At 65.7% G+C, this 24,410-nt stretch carries 21 protein-coding genes and 2 tRNA genes; 15 read left to right on the top strand and 8 right to left on the bottom strand.

Annotated elements, in window-relative coordinates; all coding sequences use genetic code 11:
* Nucleotides 1-102 precede the first annotated feature (102 nt).
* The 3 genes from LDO14_RS13415 to LDO14_RS13405 all read left to right on the top strand — a co-directional run bounded on the left by LDO14_RS13415 (nucleotide 103) and on the right by LDO14_RS13405 (nucleotide 1,467).
* Nucleotides 103-176: transfer RNA gene (locus LDO14_RS13415), tRNA-Met, on the top strand.
* 146 nt (nucleotides 177-322) lie between these two features.
* Nucleotides 323-396: transfer RNA gene (locus tag LDO14_RS13410), tRNA-Met, on the top strand.
* A 138-nt stretch (nucleotides 397-534) separates the two neighbouring features.
* Nucleotides 535-1,467: a cytochrome b/b6 domain-containing protein gene (locus LDO14_RS13405; RefSeq protein WP_056388136.1), complete on the top strand. Its 933-nt coding sequence runs from the start codon at nucleotides 535-537 to the stop codon at nucleotides 1,465-1,467.
* A gap of 30 nt (nucleotides 1,468-1,497) precedes the next feature.
* Here the strand turns inward: LDO14_RS13405 and LDO14_RS13400 are convergent, their stop codons facing one another.
* The 3 genes from LDO14_RS13400 to LDO14_RS13390 form a co-directional block, all read right to left on the bottom strand.
* Entirely contained in the window at nucleotides 1,498-2,901 is a 1,404-nt protein-coding gene (locus LDO14_RS13400) for a deoxyribodipyrimidine photo-lyase (RefSeq protein WP_223992141.1), read from the bottom strand.
* A gap of 91 nt (nucleotides 2,902-2,992) precedes the next feature.
* The gene (locus tag LDO14_RS13395) at nucleotides 2,993-3,781 is read right to left on the bottom strand and encodes a PspA/IM30 family protein (protein WP_056388133.1); all 789 of its coding nucleotides are present in this window, start codon (nucleotides 3,779-3,781) and stop codon (nucleotides 2,993-2,995) included.
* Nucleotides 3,782-3,888: 107 nt separating this feature from the next.
* Complete coding sequence (locus LDO14_RS13390; protein ID WP_223992139.1) at nucleotides 3,889-5,934, bottom strand: TPM domain-containing protein; 2,046 nt, start codon at nucleotides 5,932-5,934, stop codon at nucleotides 3,889-3,891.
* A gap of 283 nt (nucleotides 5,935-6,217) precedes the next feature.
* Here LDO14_RS13390 and LDO14_RS13385 point away from each other — a divergent pair, with 283 nt between their 5' ends.
* The 4 genes from LDO14_RS13385 to LDO14_RS13370 all read left to right on the top strand — a co-directional run bounded on the left by LDO14_RS13385 (nucleotide 6,218) and on the right by LDO14_RS13370 (nucleotide 10,565).
* A complete protein-coding gene (locus tag LDO14_RS13385; RefSeq protein ID WP_223992137.1) occupies nucleotides 6,218-7,789 on the top strand; it encodes a trypsin-like peptidase domain-containing protein in 1,572 nt (523 codons plus the stop codon).
* A gap of 239 nt (nucleotides 7,790-8,028) precedes the next feature.
* The gene (locus tag LDO14_RS13380) at nucleotides 8,029-8,820 is read left to right on the top strand and encodes an electron transfer flavoprotein subunit beta/FixA family protein (RefSeq protein WP_223992128.1); all 792 of its coding nucleotides are present in this window, start codon (nucleotides 8,029-8,031) and stop codon (nucleotides 8,818-8,820) included.
* Between the two features lie 13 nt (nucleotides 8,821-8,833).
* Entirely contained in the window at nucleotides 8,834-9,781 is a 948-nt protein-coding gene (locus LDO14_RS13375; protein WP_018768538.1) for an electron transfer flavoprotein subunit alpha/FixB family protein, read from the top strand.
* A gap of 4 nt (nucleotides 9,782-9,785) precedes the next feature.
* Complete coding sequence (locus LDO14_RS13370; protein WP_134163787.1) at nucleotides 9,786-10,565, top strand: PIG-L deacetylase family protein; 780 nt, start codon at nucleotides 9,786-9,788, stop codon at nucleotides 10,563-10,565.
* Nucleotides 10,566-10,666: 101 nt separating this feature from the next.
* On the opposite strand, the gene LDO14_RS13365 is transcribed toward LDO14_RS13370, so the two are convergent.
* The 4 genes from LDO14_RS13365 to LDO14_RS13350 all read right to left on the bottom strand — a co-directional run bounded on the left by LDO14_RS13365 (nucleotide 10,667) and on the right by LDO14_RS13350 (nucleotide 13,809).
* The gene (locus LDO14_RS13365; protein ID WP_056388202.1) at nucleotides 10,667-11,539 is read right to left on the bottom strand and encodes an anti-sigma factor; all 873 of its coding nucleotides are present in this window, start codon (nucleotides 11,537-11,539) and stop codon (nucleotides 10,667-10,669) included.
* Between the two features lie 10 nt (nucleotides 11,540-11,549).
* A complete protein-coding gene (locus LDO14_RS13360) occupies nucleotides 11,550-12,158 on the bottom strand; it encodes a sigma-70 family RNA polymerase sigma factor (RefSeq protein WP_018768535.1) in 609 nt (202 codons plus the stop codon).
* A 215-nt stretch (nucleotides 12,159-12,373) separates the two neighbouring features.
* On the bottom strand, nucleotides 12,374-12,841 hold the full coding sequence (locus LDO14_RS13355; protein WP_134163788.1) for a tRNA (cytidine(34)-2'-O)-methyltransferase: 468 nt from the start codon (nucleotides 12,839-12,841) through the stop codon (nucleotides 12,374-12,376).
* A gap of 23 nt (nucleotides 12,842-12,864) precedes the next feature.
* The gene (locus LDO14_RS13350; RefSeq protein ID WP_018768533.1) at nucleotides 12,865-13,809 is read right to left on the bottom strand and encodes a DnaJ domain-containing protein; all 945 of its coding nucleotides are present in this window, start codon (nucleotides 13,807-13,809) and stop codon (nucleotides 12,865-12,867) included.
* Nucleotides 13,810-14,008: 199 nt separating this feature from the next.
* On the opposite strand from LDO14_RS13350, the gene LDO14_RS13345 reads away from it, so the two are divergent.
* A complete protein-coding gene (locus tag LDO14_RS13345) occupies nucleotides 14,009-14,698 on the top strand; it encodes a hypothetical protein (RefSeq protein ID WP_223992126.1) in 690 nt (229 codons plus the stop codon).
* 179 nt (nucleotides 14,699-14,877) lie between these two features.
* Here the strand turns inward: LDO14_RS13345 and LDO14_RS13340 are convergent, their stop codons facing one another.
* Nucleotides 14,878-15,300: a hypothetical protein gene (locus tag LDO14_RS13340; RefSeq protein ID WP_223992124.1), complete on the bottom strand. Its 423-nt coding sequence runs from the start codon at nucleotides 15,298-15,300 to the stop codon at nucleotides 14,878-14,880.
* A gap of 88 nt (nucleotides 15,301-15,388) precedes the next feature.
* Between LDO14_RS13340 and LDO14_RS13335 the strand changes: the two genes are divergently transcribed.
* The 7 genes from LDO14_RS13335 to LDO14_RS13305 all read left to right on the top strand — a co-directional run bounded on the left by LDO14_RS13335 (nucleotide 15,389) and on the right by LDO14_RS13305 (nucleotide 24,405).
* Nucleotides 15,389-16,054 carry a helix-turn-helix domain-containing protein gene (locus LDO14_RS13335; protein ID WP_223992122.1) on the top strand — a complete coding sequence of 222 codons (666 nt, stop codon included), beginning with the start codon at nucleotides 15,389-15,391 and terminating at the stop codon, nucleotides 16,052-16,054.
* Between the two features lie 45 nt (nucleotides 16,055-16,099).
* On the top strand, nucleotides 16,100-17,329 hold the full coding sequence (locus LDO14_RS13330; protein ID WP_223992120.1) for a cysteine desulfurase family protein: 1,230 nt from the start codon (nucleotides 16,100-16,102) through the stop codon (nucleotides 17,327-17,329).
* Between the two features lie 169 nt (nucleotides 17,330-17,498).
* Nucleotides 17,499-18,611, top strand: a complete 1,113-nt coding sequence (gene mnmA, locus LDO14_RS13325) for a tRNA 2-thiouridine(34) synthase MnmA (protein ID WP_235509712.1) — start codon at nucleotides 17,499-17,501, stop codon at nucleotides 18,609-18,611.
* A gap of 268 nt (nucleotides 18,612-18,879) precedes the next feature.
* Nucleotides 18,880-20,514, top strand: coding sequence for an ABC transporter substrate-binding protein (locus tag LDO14_RS13320; RefSeq protein ID WP_223992118.1), 1,635 nt, complete (start codon nucleotides 18,880-18,882; stop codon nucleotides 20,512-20,514).
* A gap of 95 nt (nucleotides 20,515-20,609) precedes the next feature.
* Nucleotides 20,610-21,692: an ABC transporter permease gene (locus LDO14_RS13315; protein WP_018768526.1), complete on the top strand. Its 1,083-nt coding sequence runs from the start codon at nucleotides 20,610-20,612 to the stop codon at nucleotides 21,690-21,692.
* Nucleotides 21,692-22,693 carry an ABC transporter permease gene (locus LDO14_RS13310; protein WP_018768525.1) on the top strand — a complete coding sequence of 334 codons (1,002 nt, stop codon included), beginning with the start codon at nucleotides 21,692-21,694 and terminating at the stop codon, nucleotides 22,691-22,693. The genes LDO14_RS13315 and LDO14_RS13310 overlap by 1 nt, the downstream gene beginning before the upstream one ends.
* The gene (locus tag LDO14_RS13305) at nucleotides 22,690-24,405 is read left to right on the top strand and encodes an ABC transporter ATP-binding protein (RefSeq protein ID WP_056388110.1); all 1,716 of its coding nucleotides are present in this window, start codon (nucleotides 22,690-22,692) and stop codon (nucleotides 24,403-24,405) included. The genes LDO14_RS13310 and LDO14_RS13305 overlap by 4 nt, the downstream gene beginning before the upstream one ends.
* The last annotated feature ends 5 nt before the right edge of the window (nucleotides 24,406-24,410 follow it).

Raw genomic sequence — 24,410 nt, 5'->3', positions numbered from 1 at the left:
GCATCCGAGCCCCATGGGGGCAAGGTGCCGGGCCGGCGTAACGGACGTCACGCCGCTTCGATTTGGCCTGCGGTTCACCTCCCGGTAAAGTAGTTCTTGCGACGCGGGGTGGAGCAGTTCGGTAGCTCGCTGGGCTCATAACCCAGAGGTCACAGGTTCAAATCCTGTCCCCGCAACTGAGGAAAGGCCCGGACATTGGAAACAATGTCCGGGTCTTTTGCTTTCTCCGCTGGAGCCGCCGGGACCGTCGTCGAACCCCAAGGGGGCCTGGTGGATGTGTGGTCAGGCCGGCCGTGAAAGTAGGGTAGTGTTGATCAAGCGACGCGGGGTGGAGCAGTTCGGTAGCTCGCTGGGCTCATAACCCAGAGGTCACAGGTTCAAATCCTGTCCCCGCAACTTATGAAGGCCCCGACCGGCAGTTACGCCGGCCGGGGTCTTTCTTTTCCTTGGATGCGCACAGTTCCTAGTATTCTCTTTCGAAGGGTCCCGCGATCTGCGGGCTGCTCCAGTCATTCTTGAGAGGTATGTTGTTCGATGGCCACACCCACGAAGAAACCCGGCGCCGCGACGGGTAAGCGGTCCCGGCTCTACTGGGCGGTTCCTGCTGTCCTCGTGGCGCTGGTCCTGGTGGTTCTGGCGGCCAGGCTGGTCGTGGGACTGCCCGCCGTCGCGTCCTTTGTCACCGACTACCCGGGCCAGTCGGCACTGCCGGCCGGCGCCCCGGTGGGATTCCCCGCGTGGCTCGCCTGGCAGCACTTCCTCAACGCCTTCTTCCTGCTCCTGATCATCCGCACCGGATGGCAGGTGCGGACCACCACACGGCCCAGCGGGCACTGGACCCGGAACAACAAGGGCCTGATCCGCACCAGGAACGCGCCCACCAAGATCAGCCTTGAACTGTGGTTCCACCTGACGCTGGACGCCCTGTGGATCCTGAACGGGCTCGTCTTTGCCGTGCTGCTGTTCGCCACCGGGCAATGGATGCGCATCGTCCCCACCAGCTGGGACGTCTTCCCCAACGCCCTGTCGGCCGCGCTGCAATACGCCTCGCTGGACTGGCCCACGGAAGACGGCTGGATCAACTACAACGCGCTGCAGCTCCTGGCTTACTTCGTGACGGTCTTCCTCGCCGCTCCGCTGGCGTTCATCACGGGCCTGCGGATGTCCTCCGCCTGGCCAAAGAAGGCTGCCGGCCTGAACAAGGCCTACCCGATCGAATGGGCCCGCGCCGTCCACTTCCCGGTGATGATCTACTTCGTGGCCTTCATCGTGGTCCACGTCTTCCTGGTGCTCACCACGGGTGCTCTGCGGAACCTGAACCACATGTACGGGGTCCGGGACGACGACGGCTGGTTCGGCTTCTGGGTGTTCCTGGCCTCCGTGGCCGTCATGGCGGCCGCGTGGTTCCTGGCCCGCCCGGTCTTCCTGCGGCCCATCGCCTCCCTCATGGGCAAGGTCAGCCGCTAAGGCCACCCGGCACCCCACAGCCGGGGCGGCTCAGCCGTCCTTGAGCTGCTGGTAGGCAGCCAGCGCCCGTTCCCGGGACTGAGGAAGCTCCACAAGGGGTTCCGGGTAGTCCGGGACCCCGGTCTTCCAGGGCTCGTGGATGGACTTGTTGTCCAGGTCCGCGAGCTCCGGAACGAACTCGCGCAGGTACCGGCCGCCGGCGTCGAATTTCCTGCTTTGGGTGACGGGATTGAAGATCCGGTAGTACGGCGACGCGTCCGCGCCGGAACCGGCCACCCACTGCCAGTTGGCCGGATTGCTGGCGGCGTCGGCGTCCACCAGCGTGTCCCAGAACCATTGCTCTCCAATCCGCCAGTCGGCCAGCAGATTCTTCACCAGGAACGAGGCCGCGGCCATCCGCACCCGGTTGTGCATCCAGCCGGTCTGCCAGAGCTGCCGGTAGCCCGTGCGTCCCTGCTGCCAGGCCGCGAGCTCACTCCTGCCCGGCTGCTGCCAGGCGAACCGGTCGAATTCGGGCCGGTAGTTGCGGGTGGCCAGGTCCGGGTTGTTGTACAGCAGCTGCCAGCAGAATTCCCGCCAGCCAAGCTCCGAGCGGAAAATTCCGACGTCGGCCGGCACCTTATGCGGAAAGCGTTGGCGGATCTCACGCCACACCCGGAACGGGCTGACTTCGCCGAAACGCAGGTGGGGTGACAGACGGCTGGTTCCCTCGATGCCGGGCAGGTTCCGTCCGGTTCCATATTCCTCGGCAGGGCCGTCCAGGAAGTCCGCCAGCCGGTGGCGCGCGCCTTCCTCGCCGGGAGTCCAGGTGGCGGAGAGGCCGCCGCTCCAGTCGGGGGAGGAGGGGAGCAGCCGCCAGCTGTCGAGCTCGTCGCCGGCCTGGAGACGGCCGCCCTGCGGGGGTCCCGGGATCCGGGCCGGAGGCTCCTGGGGGTCCCGGACCTCCTGGCCGGCAAGGCATGCCCGCCAGAAAGGAGTGAACACCTTGTAGGGGCCGCCGGAGCCGGTCTTGACCGTCCAGGGCTCGAACAGGAGGTTTGCCTGGAAGCTTGACGCCTCCAGGCCGTTCTCCCCGGCCCACGCCTTGACCGCGGCGTCGATGCTGCGCTCGGGTTGACCGTACCGCCGGTTCCAGAACAAGTGCGTTGCTCCGGCGTGCACAGCCACTTCCTTAATCACCCGCCCGGCCGGCCCCCGGCGAAGGAGCAGCCGCGAGCCGCGGGCCTCGAGGGAGGAGGCCAACCGTGCCAGTGAGTGGTGCAGCCACCACCGGGTTGCACCGCCCAGCGGCCGGATGCCCGCAGATTCTTCATCCAGGACGTACACCACTGTCACCGGCAGGCCCAGCGCGGCGGCGGAGTTGAGGGCGGGGTTGTCATCCAGGCGAAGGTCATCGCGCAGCCAGACCAGGGCGGTCTCTTCAGAGGAGGTCATGGCTCCACGCTACACACTGCGGACATGCCGGTGGCCGGGACCACGGGGTCCCGGCCACCGCCTGGTTTCGACTGTGTGGTGCTGGCTGGCCTTAGAGCTTGTCGAAGTCCGCTTCCTCCACGGTTGCCTCGGACTCCGCGGCGTTGGCGGCGCCGAGGGCAGGTGTGGCGCCGCCGGCCTTCAAAGCGGCCAGCCGGGCCTCGATCTCCGTCTGCTCGCCAAGGTCCTCCAGCTGGTTGAACTGGGCATCCAGGCTGGACGCTGCCAGTTCCTCCTGGCCGCGGACCCTGGCCTCTTCGCGGCGGATCTTTTCTTCGAAGCGTCCCACTTCGCTGGTGGGGTCCATGATGTCGATGCTCTTGATGGCGTCGTGCACCTGGGACTGCGCCTCTGCCGTCTTGGACCTGGCCACCAGTTCGTTGCGCTTGCTGGTCAGCTGGTTGAGCTTGTTCTTCATCTGGTCCAGGCCGGTCTTCAGCTTGTCCACCACCTCGCGCTGGGAGGCGATGCTCGGCTCTGCGCCCTTGGCTTCGTTCTCGGCCGCCATCTGCCGCTGCAGGGCGACCTTTGCCAGGTTGTCGAACTTCTCGGCGTCGGCAACGTCGCCGGCGGCGCGGAACTCGTCAGCCTTGCGGGAGGCGGCCAGTGCCTTGTTCCCCCAGTCGCGGGCGTTCTTGACGTCTTCGTTGTAGTCGTCTTCCAGCATGCGGAGGTTGCCGATGGTTTGCGCCACGGCGGACTCGGCTTCGGCGATGTTGTTGGTGTAGTCGCGGACCATCTGGTCCAGCATCCGCTGCGGATCCTCGGCGTTGTCCAGCAAGGAGTTGATATTGGCCTTTGCCAGCTGCGCGATCCGGCCGAAAATGGACTGCTTAACCATGGTGTTTGCCTTTCGTCCTGCTCTGTGTTGACCACTGACGTCCGTGAACAGTGGTGTCGTGCTTCTGTCCGCCCGCCGGGTTCTCCAGCGTGTTCCGACGGAAGTGTTTAGAAACTGCCGGAGTCTCCGCCGCCGAAATCACCGCCGCCAAAGCCGCCGTCCCCGCCGAAGCCGCCGCCTCCACCGCCATCACCCCAGCCGCCGCCGCCCCAGCCGCCGTGGCCACCGTTGAGGATTGAGTTGATCAGGATGCCGCCCAGGATGGCGCCGCCCAGTCCGCCGCCGCCTCCGCCGCCGAACATGCCGCCACGGCCGAAGCCCTGGTTGGCATAGCCGTCAAAATGCTCGACGTCGGCCTGGGCCAGCTGTGCGGCCTGTGCTGCCAGGGCGTGGGCCTGCTGCGCGTAGGTAAGCGCGGTGACGGGGTCGGTGCGGGCAATGGAGAGTGCGTAGTCGAGGTTCCGCTGCGACTCCGCAAGCCTGGTGCGTGCCTCGGTGCCCACCCCGCCGCGGCGCGCGGTGATGTAATCGGAGGTGGCACTGATCTGGGCCTGGGCGGACATGATGGTCTGCTGCAGCGACGCCTGTGCGCGGCGGGCCTGCTCCTGCTGGTCCCGGATCCCGGTCAGGGCCTGGTCCAGGGACTGGTGCGCGGTTTCCACCCTCTGCAGGGTGGCGATGGGGTCAATCTTTCCGCCCCGGATTTCGGTCTTCACCTGGGCAAGGGCGGCCTCGACCGCTGCCACTGGACCGGCCAGTTCGGCGTGGGTGCCGGACTGGATCATGGCCTTTGCCTGGGCCAGGTCCTGGGACGTATCCACCACCGCCGCTTCGAGGCCGTTGCGGGCCTGGTCGAGATTGGCGGCGACCTTGGCGATGGCATCCAGCAGGACGTTGGTCTGGTGCAGGCTTTCTTCGGCTGCGCGAACGGCCACTGCCGCCAGGCTGCTCTCGCCCTCGCCGAGCTTCTGCTGCGCGGTTTCGGAGGCGTTCTGGACGAACGCCAGCCGTTCCTTGGCCTGCACGATGTTGTCCGAGACCTGGGTCAGCGCACTGTCGGCGTACTTTGACCGCATGGCGGCAAGGGACTGCTCCGCGCTGGCGATCTTGGCGTCCGCTTCGCGGGCTCCGGTGTTGACCGCCTCAAGGGCCTGCGGTGCGTTTTTCTCCAGCTCACGCAGGGAGTCAAAGTCCGCTTTCTGCTCCTGCAGGGAGGCCTGGGCGGCTTCCGAGCGCCGGATGATCTCGCCCAGCCAGGTCCGCTGTTGCTCCTCGGTATCCGGAATGTGGTCGTCCAGCTGCTGCTGAAGCTTGAAGGACTCCGTCATGTGGGCCTTCGCTTCCGCCAAAGCTTTGGTGAAGTTTCCGACGGCGGCATCACCGTACTGTGCCTGGGCAAAGCCGAGTTCCTGCTCGCTGGACTTGATGGCGTCATCCGCTTCGATGAGCAGGGATCCGCTCTTCCGGCGGAGTTCCTCCACGCTCAGTGACGCCAGCGGGTCCAGTTCTGCGCCCTGGGGGCCGTAACTTCCAGTGGACGCATCCTTGCCGGCGGCCTTCTTTCGCCGGTTCCGGTAATACAGGTACGCGCCGCCGCCGGCCACCACCACGCCGGCACCCACCAGGATGCCCGCGCCGGCCCCGTCACCGGATGACACATTGCCGCTGCCGCCGCCGGCAGCATCGCCGATGGCTGAGGCGGTATCGATGGCAGCCTGCGCGAAGTCGCGCTTGCCCGCCCCGAGGTTGGCGGCGACAGCGTTCTGGGTGATGTTGCTGCGCTTGGAGTAAATGGAACTGGCGGAATTGGGCGAGAAGTAGTACTTGCCCTGCTCGGTGGCGATGGCAAGAATGGCGTCTGCTTTGCCCATTCCCTTGGCCTGCGCCACCGCATTGCTCCAGGCTGCGGGATCAGTGGGGTTCTCGAACGACTTAACCGTGACCACGTACAGGTTGTACTTGTGGTCCTTCAGCAGCTTCTGGATGGCGTCCTGGACCTCGCCCTTCCGGCTGCCCAGGACGTTCGCGTCATCAACAATGTTGGTGCCGGAGGGGATGGTGACCGGGTTTTCGGCCCAGGCGGCGCCGACGGGTACCGCCAGCAGCCCGGCAAGGCCGATCACGGCGAGGAAACGTTTGAACTTTGACCGCATGTGCAACCCTTCAGCACGCCTGACACCGATTCGGGACGAATCAGTCGTCGAATCCAACAGCGCCCCCACGCTTGGTGTGAAGCCGCAGGTCGCTGTGGCAATTCATCTTTGATTCTATGGTGCACCCCACAGCCAGTCCATGACGGCGAATATGCCCCCAGCGAAACGCCCCGCCCTCCAGAAGGACATGACCGGAACGTTCAGGAAGCTCTCAGCAAACATCCGAGCTTGTTCCAGCGGGACGGTCCATAGTTAATGGCAGACGAGGATGAAAGGAAGTCCCATGACTGAGAATCAAACCCCAGGACCGGTCCCGGAGGACAGCCACGCGGGCAACCGGAACCCGTGGCAGCGGCAGGGCCAGCAGCAGGACGCGCAGCAGCCCGGTGACCGGCAGGTGGCCACTCAGTATGGGAACGGGACCGCGGACCAGGAGCCCGGCGGCTACAGCGGTGCTGAGCAGCGCGACCACACCCAGGAGTTGCCCGGAGCTCCACGTCCGGTGTATCCGCAGCGCCAGCCGTTTTACGGCCAGTCCGGATACTATGGCCAGCAGCAGCACCACGAAGGCCAGCCCGTTCACGGCGGGGGCCCCAGCACGCCGAACGGCAACGCCGGCTACACCCCCAATCCCAAGGACGCGCCGCGCCGGAAGGCAACCTTTGGCGTCGGTACCCTCGTGGCCAGCATCCTCGCAGCAGGCCTTGTGGGAGGCGGCGTGGCTACGGTGGGTGCCGGCGAACTGTTTGGGAACACCGGGTCCAGCACTTCAACCGTCGGCAGCAACAGCCAGCCCGGCACGGTCATCGTCAACAACAAGGACGACGTCAACGCCATTACCGCGGCTGCCGTGAAGGCCTCGCCCAGCGTCGTCACCATCAGTGCCACCAGCGGCAGCTCAGGGGGCACGGGTTCGGGCATCGTCCTTGACGACCAAGGCCACATCCTGACCAACACCCACGTGGTGACCCTCGATGGCCAGACCGCCAATGCCACCCTCGAAATCCGGACCAGTGACGGAAAGGTCCTGCCGGCAAAGCTGGTGGGCACCGACCCCCTGTCCGACCTCGCCGTCATCAAGGTGGACGACACGTCAAGCCTTACCCCTGCCACCCTCGGTGATTCCTCCAAGCTGAACGTGGGTGATACGGCCATCGCCATCGGTTCCCCGCTGGGGCTGACCGGAACGGTCACGGACGGCATCGTGTCCACGCTCAACCGGACCATCAGCGTTGCATCGTCCGCAGCCCCGAAGGGCGGCGACAACAGCCAGGGCGGCGACCAGGGCTTCCAGTTCGCCCCTCCGGGCGGCGGCCAGAGCCAGCAAAGCGCGGGCGAGGGATCCATCGCCATCAACGTCATCCAGACTGATGCTGCCATCAACCCTGGCAACTCCGGCGGCGCCCTGGTGAACAGCAAGGGCGAGATCATCGGCGTCAACGTCGCCATAGCTTCCGCGGGCTCCGGGACGTCCACTTCCCAGAGCGGCAACATCGGCGTGGGGTTCAGCATCCCGATCAACAACGCCAAGCGCGTCGCCCAGGAAATCATCGACACCGGCAAGGCGTCGCACGGCCAGCTGGGTGTCAGCGTCAAGGCCAAGACGTCGGGTGCCTCCTCCGAATTCTCGGTGGGGGCCGACGTGGCAACCGTTGACCCCAACTCTGCCGCAGGAAAAGCCGGTATCAAGGTCGGTGACGTCATCACCAAGTTCAACGACCTCACCATCGGCGAACCGAACCAGCTGACCGCGGCCGTCCGCGAACAGCCGGCGGGCTCCACCGTGAAGATCACGGTCCAGCGCAGCGGCAAGGAACAGACATTCGACGTCACGCTGGGTGCCGCAGCCAGCTGAGGCCAGGCAGCAACATCGTGCAGCAATGACGACGGCGGCGTTCCCATCCAAGGGGGCGCCGCCGTCGTCATGCTGAGCCACGGTGAGGGCCTGACACAGGCGTTAACGGAAGAGGGCGCAGGGGCGCGCCGATATGGTTAGCTAGGAGCTACCCGCCTGCCGGGCATTCCGCGGCCATGACCCACCCGGCTGGCTGTCCACAAGCATGGAAGGCTGCTGTAAACACAGTGGAAGAGACATTGAAGATCGTAGTCCTGGTCAAACATGTACCGGACGCCCAGTTCGACCGTCATCTCAACGGTGAGGGCAACACGGTGGACCGCGACGAAAGCATTCTGTCCGAGCTTGACGAGTACGCCCTCGAGGCAGCGCTGCAGCTGGCCGAGGCGAGGGGCGGGAGCAAAGCGGGCAACCAGGTCATCGCCCTGAGCATGGGACCCTCCGGAGCCGTCAACGCCGTCAAGAAGTCGCTGCAGATGGGCGCCACCGAGGGCGTTCACCTGACGGACGACGCCCTGGCCGGCTCGGACGCCGCGGCCACGTCGCTTGCGCTCGCAGCGGCCGTCCGCCACCTGGGCGACGTGGACCTGGTCATCACCGGCATGGCCTCCACCGACGGTGAGACCTCGCTTGTCCCGGCGCAGCTGGCGGAGCGGCTCGGGCTGCCCCAGGTGACCTTTGCCTCCACGCTGGAGGTCGACGACGGCCGGCTGACGGCCCGCCGCGACGCGGACACCTCCTCGGAGACCGTGGAGGCGCCGCTGCCCGCCGTCGTATCCGTGACGGACCAGATCAACGAGCCCCGGTACCCCAACTTCAAGGGAATCATCGCAGCCAAGCGCAAGAGCATCACCACGCTGTCCCTGGCCGACATCGGTGTGGACCCCGCCCAGGTCGGCTTCGCGGGTTCCTGGACCAGCGTGGCCAGCGCGGAACAGCGGCCGCCCCGGACTGCAGGGACCATCATCACCGACGAGGGCGACGCCGGCATCAAGCTGGTTGACTTCCTGGCCGCCCAGAAGCTGCTCTAAGAGGGACATCGACATGGCAAAAGTACTCGTATTCATCGACAACCCCGGCGAATCGCTCAAGAAGAGCAGCCTTGAGCTGCTGACCCTGGCCCGTTCCCTGGGCGGGGGCGCCGTGGCGCTCAACGGAGACCTTTCCGACGGCGCCGCAGCCACCTTCGCCGAATACGGCGTGGAAAGCATCCTGCGCCCGTCTGCCCAGGACCTGGATGACTTCCTGGTGGCACCCAAGGCCGCCTACGTGGCCGCCGCGGCTGAAGCCAGCGGCGCCGGCATCGTGCTGCTGGACAACTCGCCCGAAGGCAAGGAGATCGCGGCGCGGGCGGCTATCCGGTTGAACGCCGGGGTCATTACTGACGTGGTGGCCGTGGACCCGGACGGCACTGCCCACAAGTCCGTCCTGGCCGGCTCGTACAACACGGACTGCAAAGCCACCACCCCGGTTTCCGTGCTGACCCTGAAGGCCAACAACGTCACCCCGGAACCTGCCCCTGCACCCACAACGCCCGAAACAGCGACGGTTGAGGTCCCCGCGGTGGCTGCAGCCGCCCGGATCACGGCCCGTGAGCAGAAGGTGGCCAGCGGCCGGCCCGACCTCACGGACGCACGGATCGTGGTTGCCGGCGGACGCGGCATGGACGGCGACTTCGGCCCGGTGGAAGAGCTGGCCGATGCCCTCGGTGCCGCCGTGGGCGCCTCCCGTGCCGCCACGGACGCGGGCTGGATCAGCCACGATGCCCAGGTGGGGCAGACCGGCAAGACAGTTTCCCCGCAGCTGTACATCTCCGCAGGCATCTCCGGCGCCATCCAGCAAAAAGCCGGAATGCAGACGTCCAAGGTCATCGTTGCCGTGAACAAGGATGCCGAGTCCCCGGTCTTCGAGATTGCGGATTTCGGCATCATCGGCGATGTGTTCGAAGTCCTCCCGCAGGCCACCGCCGAGATCAAGAAGCGAAAAGGCTGAATCGTTGACTGCCTCCCACGGGCAGGCAGGGAGCCCGTTCAACCCGGACATACACCGGGTTGGGCGGGTGCTCTGTTTTGCGGCCCACCCTGACGACATCGACTTTGGCGCAGCCGGCACCGTTGCCGCCTGGACGGCGGCCGGCGTGGAGGTCAGCTACTGCATCATGACCGACGGCGACGCCGGCGGCTTCGACCCGGCGCACCGCGCGGACATCATCGCCATGCGCGACGCCGAGCAGCGCCGTGCCGCGGAACTGGTGGGCGTCACCGACATCCACTACCTTCACCAGCGGGACGGGTACCTCGAGCCGTCGCACGAGGTGATGAAAGGGGTGGTGCGGCTGATCCGGGAACTCCGGCCCGACGTCGTCCTCGCCATGCATCCGGAACGGAACTGGCAGCGGATCCAAAAGAGCCATCCCGACCACCTGGCCGTGGGGGAAGCGGTAACACGTGCCGTGTATCCCGCGCTCGAGAACCCGTTCGCCTACCCGGAACTGGCCGAAGCCGGCCTGGCAGCCTACAAGCTGCCGTGGCTGTGGCTTTACGCCGGACCCGAGGAACGGGAGAACCACTTCGTGGACGTCACCGCCCAGGTGGACGCCAAGCTGGCCGCCATCCATGTCCACGTCAGCCAGCATCCTGACGTGGCTGCCATGGAAGCCGCCGTCCGGCAGGGTATGCGGCTCAATGCCGCACGGGCCGGGCTGCCGGAGGGGCGCAGCGCGGAAGCCTTCCACGTGGTGGCAATCAACGGGCCCGGGACCATCGCAGGCTTTTGAGTTGGTAAAGCGCCCCCGGTTCCTTCCTCAGGAAGGAAACCGGGGGCGCTTTACTGTTTGACGGCTGGTGCGCCGGGTTGACGGCTGATGCCGGGGCCGGGTCAGGCTCCCAGCGGGGCTGCCGCCACCGTGGGCAGGGTGGGGGCCTTGGACCCGCCCGCCGGCTCAACAGTGATTCCCAGTGAAGCGGCCGAGTGGATGCCCTGGACCACCGCAGGCTTGGACAGGGCCTGTTCGTCCATGAGGCCCTGCGACACCGGTGCGGAGCCGTCCTTGGGGATCAGCCACATCTGGTAGACCTTGCCCGCCGGGGGAGCGGGCACGCCGCTCATCTTCACTACGGCCGCGTCCTCCGACGCTGAAATCAGGAGGGTGGCCTTGCCGCCGCCCACCACGTTCACGGAAGCTTCGCGCAGGTCCCCGGCCCTGGCCACCTGGTTGACCGGATCGTTTTGGTCGGCAATGTAGGCGCCAACGCCCACGCCGCCCAGCGCAATGGCTGCTGCAGCTGCCACGCCGACCAGCCAGCGCCGGGCGCCGGAAGCGCCGCGCCGGTCCTCCCGGCGCTTGCGGGCCTGCGCCAGCTCATCGCGTGCGTCCGGCCCTGCAGGCTTGCCTTCAAATGGGGTTGGCGGGGTGCCTGCGGCCGGTACGGCTCCACCGGGCAGCCCCTCCTGCCCGGGGAATTGGGCAGGAAGCTGCGCAATGATCCGCTCGAAGAGGTCCGACGGGGGTTCTTCCTCCACCCGGAAAGTGCGCGCCAGCGCCTCGCGGGACTGCCGGACGCGGTCCAGGAAGGCCAGGCGCTCCGCTGCCGGGGCCGAGGAGATGTACTGGTCAATGGCGTCGCGTTCCTGCTCCGTGACCGCATCCAGGGCGTAGAGCTCGGCCAGGTCAACGGCGCGGCCTGACGCAAGGTCCATGGCGACAGTGTCGCCGAAGGAACCCGAACGTCCACTGCGCCCTTCGTCCATACCGCTCATCTCAACTCACCCCCAAACAGGTCTTCAATCGGATCAGTCCATCGCGGATGCGGGACTTGATGGTGGGCACGGCTGCGTTCAGCCGTTCGGCGACCTCCCGGTAGGTGAGGCCGCCGTAGTAGGCAAGGCGCACGGATTCCTGCTGTGTTTCGGTCAGCGTCCCCAGGCAGCGGACCACCGCCTCAGCCTCAAGCCGGCTGCCCACTTCGTCGGAAACACTGTCGTGGTCGATGTCCTGCGTGCTGGCCCCGTACCTGGCTTCCCTGTCGGTGGAAGACTGCGACGAGCGCACCTTGTCCACGGCCCGCCGGTGCGAGATGGTCATCAGCCAGGAAAGCGGGCTCCCTGCCTGCGGATCGAACTTCGCCGCGTTCTGCCAGACCTGCAGGAAGACTTCCTGGGTGGTGTCCTCGCTGAGTTCGGGATCGATCAGGACGCGCCGTGCCATGCCGAAGACCCTGCGGGACGTCAACTGGTAGAACTCGGCGAACGCCGCCTGGTCTCCGCGGGCGATGCCCGCGAGCAGGATTGACAGGCGTTGGCTGAGGTCTGCCGGCGGGTCAGTCACCGCGGCGGAGCCCTCGGAATTTGGCGCGTTGGGAGTTTCCATTAAGTCCAAGCATAAGTCTCCGGGCGGCGAATCCTGAGCACTGCCGTGCCGGTTGCGGCTTGCCTGCCTCGATCCTGACTCCAGTAGTGTCACCTGCCGCTCCTTGCTCCGCTCGAATGTCGTCAAGAGTCATTCGAGGCCGGAGGCGGGGCGGATGGGACGGCGGCTGAAGAATTTGCATGGCTCCTGGGAGGGGACGCCGGTCCGGAGGACTGCTACAGCCTGGCCCCCGCAAAACCTTGCTGGCGCCAGGCCTCATATACGGCAATCGAGGCGGCGTTTGCGAGGTTCAGGGAACGCAGGGCCGGCAGCATGGGCAGGCGCACGGTGGCCGTTACATGGGGATCGGTCTTCAGTTCCGCCGGCAGTCCCACGGATTCACGGCCGAACATCAGTACATCACCGGGACGGTAGGTGATGTCCGTGTAGCTGGTGGTGCCGTCAGAGGTGAAGGCGTAAACGTTCCCGGGCTGAAGGTGCTCCCAGGCGGCTTCGATCGACTTGTGCACAGTGACGACGGCGAGGTCGTGGTAGTCGAGGCCCGCCCGGCGGAGTTTTGCGTCAGAGAAGTCGAACCCCAGGGGTTCCACAAGGTGCAGCTCTGCGCCGGTGATTGCGGCAAGGCGGATGGCGTTGCCGGTATTGCCGGGGATTTCTGGGGCATGGAAAAGGATGCGGAACACCTCCCCATCCTAGCGATCCGTTCTTAGTGCATTCCCCGCAGCAGCCTTGCGAGGACCGGAACGTTGACGGTGTTCGGGGCAGGGCCCGATGCCAGGAACTCCTTCAGGCCGCGCACCATGCCGGCGGCATTGACGATCTGGACGGTCTCCAGGGCGCCCGCGGGGCGCCGGTGGTGGTCGATCACGGGTTCGTGGAGGTTGCCGTCCGGGCTGTGCACCACGGTCCATCCGGTGACGTTCAGCTCGGGAAAGATGTCCTGCATGGCCCACACCACGCGGGCGAGCTGCGGTGGTGCCACCGCGCGGCCGCCGTGGTTGAGGGTCCGGCCGTCCCATGCATAGGCGCCCTTGGGCAGCAGCATGGAGTTGACCAGGGCCAGCCGGTAGCCGGACAGGACCGCGTGGTCGATGTGGCTGTTGTCCGCGGGCGACTGCAGGCCGTTGATGAGCCGCGCGGCCGGGATGGCCGGAAGCACCTGCCGGGTCAGCAGCTGAACGGTGCGCATCTCGCGCTGGATGCGGGCCTCGGCACCGAAGATACCCCGTTTCCGCGGCATCCCGTGTACCTGTTGGCGGGCCTGGGCAAGGGGAATGAGCGGGACCGCGGAGCCAGCTGCCTCGTACGGCGGAACGTAGACCGGCGGGTCGCCTGCGGTGTTCCTGCCGTTGTCCGGCCTGCGGACGGTGGCAGAGGCCCGGCTTCCGGCGGCGGGCGCATCAAAGTGGGCGCCGCCGTCGGACGTGTCACGGACCGCACCCGCGCCATAGGTGCGGTCGTAGGCTTTCCGGCGCTGCGGATCGATGAGGGTCTCGTACGCGGCGGTCACCCGGCGGAAGGTTGCGGCGTCACCCCCGTGGTCCGGGTGTGCCGCCCTGGCAGCGCGCCGGTACGCCACCTTGATTTCCTTTTCGGTGGCGGTGACGGCCACGCGAAGGACCTGGTAGTGGGAGCTGCTGCTCTCGGTCAAGATCTTCCTTTTCTTGATGCGCGGCGTCTTAATTCTCCGCAGGGAAAGCAAAGTGCCCGCCCAGTCTAGCCAGCACGGTTGATGGGCCTGCCGTAACAACGAATGTCCGGGGCTTCCAGGTTCCCGGCGGACGGCGTCTAGACTCTTGCCAGCGCGGCCGGACACCGGCCGAAGGGGATGCGACGGACTGGAGACGGATATGCCGACGACGGCGGGACGGGCCGGCAGGACATGGAACCGGGGAGTGCAGCCCGCCATTGCAGGCCTGGTTGCGGTGCTTCTTGGCGGCTGCAGCGTGGACGTCCGGGATCCTTCCGTGCCTGCTGCCCCTGCCAGCACGCCCGTTCTGTCCACGCCAACCATCACCCCGGGCCACGACGCCGCTGCAGTGGCGGGACGGGACCTGCCCTTTGCCGCCGGTGGCACCTTGGCGCCCGGGGTGCCGGTGGGAATTTCTGACGGGCTGAAGGACGTGCCCGGCTGGAAGGTCACCAAGGACAACGTGTCGGGCGCCAATGAATACGTCAAGGCGGATGGGTGCGTTGTCGCCGCACGGGTCAGTACAGGCCAGGGGCCGCTGGTCCGCGGCGATGACCGTGAATCGTCTGTCGCCCTTTTCCAGTACCTGGACACCACCATCCAGCCCTCGTACCTGAAGACCGGGACTTTGCGGTGGGGTGGTACCCCCGAGGCTCCCGGCAAGAATGTGGAAGTGCTGGCGCTGGAGCAGACGGCTCCCGGCGGAAGGTCCACCGCCGTGCTGGCGAGGGTCTTCGGCACCGCAGGCTCCTCGGCCTATATATCCGTGTCCTGCCCGGATCCGGCCACCTTGGCCACAGCGCGCGACGAGGTGGTCCGCTACCTGCCGTTGCTGCCTCCGTCTGCTTGAGCCCGGACAACGTGCATGCATGGGCCCTGTTGCAGGGCTGGGGCGCGGGGTCCGGCTCGTAAAACCGCCGGCGGCTGGAGGGCTCAGCTGCCGGCGGCTTTGGATGTGCACAACGCTCCGCGCCGTGAGTAATGCTGTGCGCTGTCTGTAGTGCTTGCGCCTGGCCGGCGCCAGCGGCGTCAGACAGCAGTTCGGCTGGTCCCCATCGACAGCCGGTTAAGGGCCAGCGCGCCGACCAGCAGCCCGAAGTCCCGGAGGGCCACGTCGTAGAAACTTCCCAGCAGGAGCAGGTTGACGATGATCCCTGCCAGCCACGCCGCCACGAGCAGCGAACCATACTTCGGCCGGACAGCCACGACGATGCCCGCGATGATCTCCACTGCGCCGACGATGTACATGAAGGTCTGGGGCGGCAGCGGCACCACCGCTGTTGCCTGGGGCGCCAGGTAGATGGTCCAGTCAGTCAGGATGTTCGTGAACTTGTCCAGGCCGAAAAGGACCGGAGCAACGGTGAAGACGGTACGCAGCAGCACGAACGCCTGCCGGGCCGCCGGCATGGTGGTTGATGCGTGCTGGGCACGCACTGCCGATGCTGATTTCATGGCGTTCTCCTTCTAAAAGTAGGTATGCCCATTTTAGAAAGCGCACGTTCTATAATCAATAGATCTTGACTTTGGATTGGTGGGCATTATGTACCGACTTCCCTGGGCTGACAGGATTGCTGCCGTTGCCTCGCTGACGGACGCCAAGAGGCTGCATCTTTTCGAGCTCGTGGCATCATCACCACGGCCGCTGGGGCGCGACGATGTTGCCGAGGCCGCAGGCATGGCCCGCAGCACAGTGTCATTCCACCTGGACAGGCTGGTCCAGGACGGTTTGCTGGCCGTGGAGTTCCACAAGCCCGCAGGAAGGACGGGGCCGGGCTCCGGCCGCCCCGCCAAGATGTACCGGACAGTGGGGAGTGAAATCGGCGCGTCGGTGCCGGACCGGAACTATGACCTCGCCGGGGAACTCATGGCGACCGCCATCGAAGCCTCCCAGGCCGACGGCGCGCCTGTGGCTGAGTCGCTCCGCGCGGCCGCCTTCCGGAAGGGCCGGGAACTGGCGGAAGCGGCGGGGGACCTGGAAGAGTTCCTGACCGAATCGGGCTACCAGCCAGAGCACGACGGCGAGGGCGGTTACCTGCTTCCCAACTGCCCGTTCCACCGCCTGTCGCGGGCACATGCGGCAGTGGTGTGCGATATGAACGGCGCCTTCCTGCGCGGGGCCGCGGTGGGGTGTGGCAGTCCGGAAGAGCGCGTTGCCCCGGCTGCCGGCGCCGGCCATTGCTGCGCGAGGATTACCGGCGGGGACTGACCGGCTCCCCGGGGATGCGGCGGCAGGCCACGATAGAATTGGGGGATGCCCGCCTACCTCGACCATGCCGCCACCACTCCGCTGTCCGCAGCGGCGCTCGCCGCCCTGACGCGTGAACTGGCCCGGACCGGGAACCCGTCCTCGCTTCATGGATCGGGACGCCGGGCGCGCCGTGCCGTTGAGGATGCGCGCGAGGTGATCGCAGCGGCCGCGGGAGCCCACCCCTCCGAGGTAATTTTCACCTCCGGAGGCACCGAATCGGACAACCTCGCAGTGAAGGGTATGTACTGGTCCCGCGTGGCAGGGGACCCACACCGGCGCCGCATCCTTTGCTCCGCCGTCGAACATCATGCGGTGCTGGACACCGTCGAATGGCTCGAACGCCACGAGGGTGCCGACGTGACCTGGCTGCCGGTGGACGGCAAGGGTGTCCTGGACCTCGACGTCCTCGAAGCCGAGCTCGCGCGCGACCCCGCCGCCGTGGCCCTGGTGACCGTGATGTGGGCGAACAACGAGGTGGGCACCATCCAGCCCATCCACCGGGTGGTTGAGCTGGCCCATGCCGCCGGCGTCCCCGTGCACTCGGACGCCGTCCAGGCATTCGGCTCCGTCCCGGTGCACTTCAAGGAATCGGGCCTGGACGCGATGTCCATCTCCGGACACAAGATCGGCGGCCCGATGGGGGTGGGCGCACTCCTGCTGGGCCGCGCTGTAAAACTGACGCCGGTACAGCACGGCGGCGGCCAGGAACGTGATGTCCGCTCCGGCACGCTGGACACCGCCTCCATCGCTGCCTTCGCTGCCGCCGCGGAGGCCGTCACCGCCGGGCTGCCGGCGGAAGCGGCGCGGATTGCCGCACTGCGTGACCGCCTGATCGAGGGCGTCCGGGAAAGCGTTCCGGAGGCCGTCCTCCGCGGGGCACCCCACGGCGGCCGGCTGCCAGGCAATGCCCATTTCACGTTCCCCGGCTGCGAAGGTGACTCGCTGCTGTTCCTTCTTGACCTGGCCGGCGTCGAATCATCCACCGGCTCGGCGTGCACCGCCGGCGTGCCGCGGCCATCCCACGTGCTGCTCGCCATGGGCCTGGACGAGGAAACGGCACGCGGAGCCCAGCGTTTCAGCCTGGGGCACGCGTCCACCGAGGCCGACGTTGATGCTTTGCTGAGGGCGCTTCCGGAGGCTTATGCGCGGGCCCGCCAGGCCGGCATGGCCGGGCACGAGTCCTCCATCCAGACAGCAGGAACCGTGGCGCGGCAGGCGCTGCGCGGCGTGTGAACGCGCCACCCGACGTTCTTCGTGCCCATACCGGCCTGGATCGTGCCGGCCGATTTGCCTGCCACCGTAGAATAGATAGGCGAAGATCGTTTCCGCTGCCGGTGGGTCCCAGCCCGGCCCGGAAAAACATATCCCTCAACAGAAGGCCAGCATGCGAGTACTAGCAGCCATGAGCGGCGGAGTGGACTCCGCTGTTGCCGCCGCCCGCGCGGTGGAGGCCGGGCACGACGTCGTCGGCGTCCACCTGGCCCTCTCGCGCATGCCCGGCACCCTGCGCACGGGCAGCCGCGGCTGCTGCACCATTGAGGACTCCCGGGATGCCTGGCGCGCCTGCGACGTTTTGGGCATTCCCTATTACGTGTGGGATTTCTCGGAGCGCTTCAAGGAAGACGTCGTCCAGGACTTCATCGATGAATACGCGGCCGGCAGGACGCCCAACCCCTGCATGCGCTGCAACGAACGCATCAAGTTCGCGGCCCTGCTGGAAAAGGCCATCGCCCTGGGCTTTGATGCCGTGTGCACCGGCCACTACGCCAAGGTGATCGAAGACGCCCACGGCAACCGGGAACTGCACCGCGCCGCGGACTGGGCCAAGGACCAGAGCTACGTCCTTGGCGTCCTCACCCACGAACAGCTCAAGCACTCCATGTTCCCGCTGGCCGACACCCCGTCCAAGGCCGAGGTGCGTGCCGAAGCGGAGCGGCGGGGCCTGTCTGTCGCCAACAAGCCGGACAGCCATGACATTTGCTTCATTCCCGACGGCGACACGGCGGGTTGGCTTGCGGAAAAAATCGACATGACCACCGGCGACATTGTCGACGAGACCGGCGCGAAGGTGGGGGAGCACCCGGGAGCCAACGCGTTCACGGTCGGCCAGCGGCGCGGACTAAAACTCGGAACTCCCGCTGCCGACGGCAAGCCCCGCTTCGTCCTGGAAATCCGGCCCAAGGAAAACAAGGTGGTGGTGGGTCCCGAGGCGCTGCTGGCGATCGACGAGATCCGCGGCATCAAGGTGTCCTGGGCGGGACTTCCGATCGCCGAGGTGGAAACGGGAGCTGAGTTCGACTGCTACGCCCAGGTCCGGGCGCACGGGGACCCGGTGCCGGCCACTGCCAGGATGGAGCCTGCCACGGACGGAGCCGGAGGCCAGCTGGTGGTCCGGCTGGTGACGCCCCTGAGGGGGGTGGCCCCCGGCCAGACAGTGGTGCTCTACCAGGGCAGCCGGGTACTGGGCCAGGCCACCATCGACACCGCCCGGTCGCTGCAGCGCGCCGCGCTCTAGCCACACCATCCCAAAGCACCGTCCCGGTTGTCGCCGGGGCGGTGCTTTGGCGTTTCCGGCCGATTCCTGTCCCTCAGGCGCCTGCATCCGCAGTCCGACCAGTGGGCAGGGGTACCAATGAGATAAATTTTGTGTTTCAACTCACAAATTGGCCGTCCCGAGGGCTGACTCTCTGATTGAATCTAGGGATCAGCCCTGTGCTCCGGGGCAGGGGCACACACGCCCATGTGCCCGGAGCGCACGTTCTCATCGGACAGAAAGCTCACAGATGACGAAGAGCAACAAAGCCCTGCATGGCGCGATCGCGCTGGCAGGCATTTCCGCGCTGGCAATGACGGCCTGCACAGGCCCGTCCGGAGGCGGAAGCAGCACAGCATCGGGAAGTGCAGGCAGCATCATTGCTTACGGCACCACCGACAAAGTCACTGCCCTGGACCCGGCGGGGTCGTACGACAACGGTTCGTTCATGGTGATGAACCAGATCTACTCCTTCCTGATGAACTCCAAGCCCGGCGGCGCCGAACCTGCACCGGACCTGGCCGAATCGGGTTCCTTTACTAAACCCACGGAATTCACGGTCAAGATGAAGAGCGGCCTTAAATGGGCCAATGGGCACGTACTGGACTCCAAAGACGTGAAGTTTTCGTTCGACCGCCAGGTCAAGATCGCTGATCCCAACGGGCCTGCATCCCTGCTGACCAACATCCAGTCCATTGCCACCCCGGATGCCACCACAGTGGTGTTCACCCTCAAGCAGGCCAACGATCAGACCTTCACCCAGATCCTGCAAAGTCCCGCGGCCCCCATTGTTGACGATGAAGTCTTCCCGGCGGACAAACTCCTCAGTGACGAGGAGATCGTCAAGGCCAAGGCCTTCCACGGCCAGTACGTTATCGACTCCTACAACAAGAACACGCTGGTGAGCCTCACGGCTTGGCCCGATTACGACGGTGTCCTCGGCAAACCGGCCAATTCCGGCGCCACCATTAAGTACTACACCGACCAGACCAACATGAAGCTGGAAGTCAAGGGTGGGCAGATCGACGTTGCCAACCGCAGCCTCAGCGCCACGGACATTGACGACCTCAAAAAGGACTCCAACGTCAAGGTCAACGTCGGCCCCGGCGGCGAGATGCGGTACATCGTCTTCAACTTCGACACCATGCCCTTCGGCGCCAAGACTCCCGAAGCAGATCCTAAGAAGGCGCTGGCCGTGCGGCAGGCCATGGCCAACCTCGTTGACCGCCAGGCCATTTCCGACCAGGTCTACAAGGGCACCTATCTGCCCATGTGGTCCAATGTTCCGTCCGGTTTCCTCGGCGCCAACGAATCCTTCAAGCAGGCGTACGGCGACGGAAGCGGCAAGCCGAGCCTGGACAAGGCGAAGAAGGTCCTCAGCGACGCCGGCATCAGCGGTCCGGTCAATCTCAAACTGCAGTACAACCCGGACCACTATGGCAAGTCCTCGGGTGACGAATATGCCATGGTCAAGGACCAATTGGAGAAGAGCGGCCTCTTTACCGTAGATCTGCAGTCCACCGAGTGGGTCACCTACAACTCGGCATCGAAGAAGGACAGCTACCCCGTCTTCCAGCTTGGCTGGTTCCCGGACTTCAGTGATGCGGACAACTACCTGACCCCCTTCTTCCCTAAGGGCGGCTTCTTCAACAACCACTACTCCAACACCGACGTCGAAGCGCTGATTGCCAAGCAGTTGGTCACTGCCGACAAATCGGAGCGTGTTAAGACTATCCAGGACATTCAAAACCAACTGGCCAAGGACATTTCCACCCTGCCGCTGCTGCAGGGAGCCCAGGTGGCCGTTTCAGGGAAAAACGTGAAGGGCGTGGATTCCACATTGGACGCATCCTTCAAGTTCAGGCTCGGGACCGTTTCCAAGTAATCACCAATCCGCCAGCTTAGGAGGTGGGGCCTGCGCGGCTCCGCCTCCTAACTGTTGGCCCCACATCTTTCGTTTTCTTACCAAGCAGGGACAGCATGGCCACAATGATCGATGCGCCGCCGCCAACGGTAGCGCCGCCCAAATCCAAATCCGCGGGAGGTGGCCTCGGGAGATACATCCTGATCCGCTTCCTGCTTATCTTTCCGACGATCTTCATCCTCGTCACCCTGGTCTTCTTCCTGATGCGGATCACTGGCGATCCCATCACCGCATCCCAAGGCGGACGCCTGCCGCAGGAGCAGATTGATGCGTTGATCCACCAGGCTGGTTATGACCGGAGCCTGTTCATTCAGTACGTCGAGTACCTTGGCAACATCGCCACAGGCAACTTCGGAAGGACCATCTCAGACGGGCGGCCCGTCATCGAGATGCTGACCACTTTCGGGGCCGCCACGCTGGAACTGAGCATCAATGCCTTGATCGTGGCGCTGCTGGTGGGGATTCCGCTGGGGATGTTTGCCGCCCACAAACGCGATAAGGTTCCGGACGCCCTCCTGCGGTTGTTTGCCATTCTTTGCTACGCCACTCCTGTCTTCTTCGCAGGTCTGCTGCTGAAGCTGGTCTTTTCCGTAGGCTTGGGCTGGTTCCCCGTCGCGGGCCGTGCATCCACTACAACGGAACTGGCGATGGGCAGGCTGGCAGCGCCCAGCCGGATCTACTGGCTGGACGCCCTGCGCAGCGGTGACCTGGCAGCTTTTGGCGACATCGTCCACCACGCGGTTCTGCCTGCCGTCGCCCTCGGCCTGCTTACAGCCGGTGTTTTCCTGCGCCTGGTCCGCACCAACGTCATTGGCACCCTGGGCAAGGATTATGTTGAGGCCGGCCGCTCCCGTGGAGTCAGCGAATTCCGGCTTGTGACAAAGCATGCCTACAAGCCGGCCCTGATCCCCATCATCACCGTTATGGGCCTGCAGATCGCCTTGATGCTCGGCGGCGCAGTGCTGACGGAAACCACTTTTGAGTGGAAGGGCCTTGGGTATCAGCTGGCGCAGTACCTGACGGCGCGTGACTTTGTTGCGGTCCAGGGGATAGTCATGCTTCTGGCCGTCATCGTTGCGGTCACCAATTTCGTGGTGGACATTGCTGCCGCCCTGATTGATCCGCGGGTGAGGTACTGATGAATAACGAAGCCCTGCCCCATCCCAAAAAGCCGCTGCTCGACCGCCTGCCGGTGGCGTCCCACATCCGCCAAAGCGTTGGCCTGCAGCGCACGATGCTGCTGATCGGCGTCGTGCTTTGTGTTGTTTTTGTGGTGGCTGCTGTTTTCGCGCCGCTGCTGGCGCCCTATGGTTTCTCCCAGATTTCCGATGAAGCAGGCTCGTTTCCGGCCCAGGCGGAACCCGGTGGCAAGCACCCATGGGGGACGACTGTTGGAGGCTACGACGTCCTGTCACGCGTGATCTGGGGATCACAGACAGCCGCAGCGGTGCTTGTGGCCGCTGTCGTGATGTCAATCTTCCTCGGGGTATTTCTGGGGCTCGTCAGTGGCTACATTGGTGGCTGGCTGGACCGGGTTCTTGTGGTGGTTGCTGATGCCATCTATGCCTTTCCGACCCTCCTCGTAGCGATCGTTATGTCCATCGCGATCAATAAGGGGCAGTCCGGATTCTGGGGTGGAATCCTCGCCTGCGGGCTGGCGATCACCGCAGTGTTTGTCCCGCAGTACTTCCGGGTGATACGTGCCGAAACCATACGGCTGAAAGCCGAACCGTTCGTGGAATCCGCCCAGGTGGTAGGTGCCTCCAGCGCCAGGATCATCGGCCGGCACATTTTCGCCAACGCCACCAGGACCCTGCCATTGATCTTCACCCTCAACGCATCGGAAGCCATCCTGACCTTGGCAGGGCTGGGCTTCCTGGGCTTTGGCATTGAGCCGAGCTCCGCTGCGGAATGGGGATTTGACCTGAACAAGGCACTGTCCGATGCCTCCTCGGGCATCTGGTGGACCGGTGTGTTCCCTGGCTTGGCCATAGTCCTGACGGTCGTCGGACTCACCTTGGTCGGGGAGAGCATTAATGACCTGAACGACCCGCGCCTGCGCGGACGCAAGCGTGCCGGCGGCACGGCGCCGGCCCCGGTGGCCAATGAGGCCATCGCTGCAGAAGTGAGGAATTCATGACAGGCAACATCGACCCGTCGCCGGTACACCAGCCCGACGCCGGCCAGCACGTGCTCGACATCGACCACCTGCAGGTCACGTTCGCCACGGACGCAGGCGACGTCCACGCAGTCAAGGACGTGAGCCTCAACGTCAGGAAGGGTGAGGTCCTTGCCATCGTGGGGGAGTCCGGCTCCGGCAAGACCGTCACGGCCAAAACCATCCTGGGCCTGCTCCCGGAAACCGCCACGAGTTCCGGCGCGGTCCTGATCAACGGCACCAACATCATCAGCCTCAGTCCGCACCGGCTGCGGCAGATCCGCGGCCGGGATGTGGCCATGGTGTTCCAGGAGCCGTCCACGGCCCTGAACCCCGTATTCACAGTGGGCTGGCAGATCGCCGAGGGGATTCGCGCCCACGCCGCCGTGGATGGCGGAGGCCGCGTCTCGGCAAAGGAGGCCAAAGCACGGGCAATCGAGGCGCTCCGCAAGGTGGGCATCCCTGACCCGGAACACCGCGTCAACTATTACCCGCACCAGTTCTCCGGAGGGCAGAAGCAGCGTGTGGTGATCGCCGCCGCGCTGGCGCTGAACCCCGGACTGATTGTCGCCGACGAGCCCACCACCGCCCTCGACGTCACCGTCCAGGCCGAGATCCTGGAGCTGCTGCGAGACCTTCGCGACAAGTACGGCACGTCCATAGTGCTGATCACGCACAACATGGGCGTGGTGGCTGACCTGGCGGACCGCGTGGTGGTGATGTACCAGGGCGACGTTGTGGAGGAAGCCCCGGCGAAGACGTTGTTCGCTGAACCCCGCCAGGACTACACCCGCAAGCTCCTGGCTGCAGTCCCGCACCTGGGCCGGAATTCCGCGTCCGCAGGCCTTACCGAACGGCGCCACCAGGATGAGGAAGTCCTTGTGGCTGCTGACAACCTGGTCATCGAGTATCCGGGGCGGCTCGGCACCCCTGCCTTCAAGGCCGTGGACGGCGTCAGCTTCACCCTGTCCAGGGGTGAGGTTTTCGGCCTGGTGGGCGAATCGGGGTCCGGCAAGACCACCATCGGGCGGGCGATCGCCGGGCTCAACCGGACCACCGGCGGCAGCCTGAAGGTGCTGGGCTATGAGATGCTCAACCTTCGCGAACGCACTTTCAAGCCGCTCCGCAAGGACATCGGCTTCGTGTTCCAGGACCCCGCCGCCTCCTTTAACCCGCAGCTGACCATCGGGGAATGCATCGCCGAACCTATGGTCATCCACACAAATCCAAGCCCGGCCCAGGCGCGGAAACGCGTCGGTGAGCTGCTCGAATCAGTCCAGCTGCCGGCGTCGTACGCGGCCCGTTACCCGCACGAACTGTCCGGCGGCCAGCGGCAGCGGGCATCACTGGCGCGGGCGCTGAGCCTGAACCCGCGGCTGCTGATAGCGGATGAGCCGACGTCGGCCCTGGACGTTTCGGTGCAGGCAAAGGTCCTGGAGCTGTTCAGGGACATCCAGGAGGAGTTCGGCTTCGGCTGCCTGTTCATCAGCCATGACCTGGCTGTAGTGGACATCCTGTCCTCGTGGGTGGGCGTGCTGTACAAGGGCAAGCTGGTGGAGCAGGGGATCGGAAGCCAGGTCATGGGGAACCCCCAGCATGACTACACGCGCCGGCTGATCGCCTCCCTGCCCGTGCCGGACCCGGCCGAACAGGCCAAACGCCGGGAGGAGCACCGGGCACTCCTGGGCATCTGACCCTC

The organism is Arthrobacter sp. NicSoilB11 (assembly GCF_019977375.1).
GTDB lineage: Bacteria > Actinomycetota > Actinomycetes > Actinomycetales > Micrococcaceae > Arthrobacter.
Note: the sequence above shows the minus strand (reverse complement) of the source record. Positions and strands in the feature narration are given on the sequence as shown.

Bases quoted from the DNA above. Each gene is read 5' to 3' on its own strand.
- LDO14_RS13405 (WP_056388136.1), top strand. From the start codon at position 535: ATGGCCACACCCACGAAGAAACCCGGCGCCGCGACGGGTAAGCGGTCC.
- LDO14_RS13400 (WP_223992141.1), bottom strand. From the start codon at position 2,901: ATGACCTCCTCTGAAGAGACCGCCCTGGTCTGGCTGCGCGATGACCTT.
- LDO14_RS13395 (WP_056388133.1), bottom strand. From the start codon at position 3,781: ATGGTTAAGCAGTCCATTTTCGGCCGGATCGCGCAGCTGGCAAAGGCC.
- LDO14_RS13390 (WP_223992139.1), bottom strand. From the start codon at position 5,934: ATGCGGTCAAAGTTCAAACGTTTCCTCGCCGTGATCGGCCTTGCCGGG.
- LDO14_RS13385 (WP_223992137.1), top strand. From the start codon at position 6,218: ATGACTGAGAATCAAACCCCAGGACCGGTCCCGGAGGACAGCCACGCG.
- LDO14_RS13375 (WP_018768538.1), top strand. From the start codon at position 8,834: ATGGCAAAAGTACTCGTATTCATCGACAACCCCGGCGAATCGCTCAAG.
- LDO14_RS13365 (WP_056388202.1), bottom strand. From the start codon at position 11,539: ATGGACGAAGGGCGCAGTGGACGTTCGGGTTCCTTCGGCGACACTGTC.
- LDO14_RS13360 (WP_018768535.1), bottom strand. From the start codon at position 12,158: ATGGAAACTCCCAACGCGCCAAATTCCGAGGGCTCCGCCGCGGTGACT.
- LDO14_RS13345 (WP_223992126.1), top strand. From the start codon at position 14,009: ATGCCGACGACGGCGGGACGGGCCGGCAGGACATGGAACCGGGGAGTG.
- LDO14_RS13340 (WP_223992124.1), bottom strand. From the start codon at position 15,300: ATGAAATCAGCATCGGCAGTGCGTGCCCAGCACGCATCAACCACCATG.
- LDO14_RS13335 (WP_223992122.1), top strand. From the start codon at position 15,389: ATGTACCGACTTCCCTGGGCTGACAGGATTGCTGCCGTTGCCTCGCTG.
- LDO14_RS13330 (WP_223992120.1), top strand. From the start codon at position 16,100: ATGCCCGCCTACCTCGACCATGCCGCCACCACTCCGCTGTCCGCAGCG.
- mnmA (WP_235509712.1), top strand. From the start codon at position 17,499: ATGAGCGGCGGAGTGGACTCCGCTGTTGCCGCCGCCCGCGCGGTGGAG.
- LDO14_RS13320 (WP_223992118.1), top strand. From the start codon at position 18,880: ATGACGAAGAGCAACAAAGCCCTGCATGGCGCGATCGCGCTGGCAGGC.
- LDO14_RS13315 (WP_018768526.1), top strand. From the start codon at position 20,610: ATGGCCACAATGATCGATGCGCCGCCGCCAACGGTAGCGCCGCCCAAA.
- LDO14_RS13310 (WP_018768525.1), top strand. From the start codon at position 21,692: ATGAATAACGAAGCCCTGCCCCATCCCAAAAAGCCGCTGCTCGACCGC.
- LDO14_RS13305 (WP_056388110.1), top strand. From the start codon at position 22,690: ATGACAGGCAACATCGACCCGTCGCCGGTACACCAGCCCGACGCCGGC.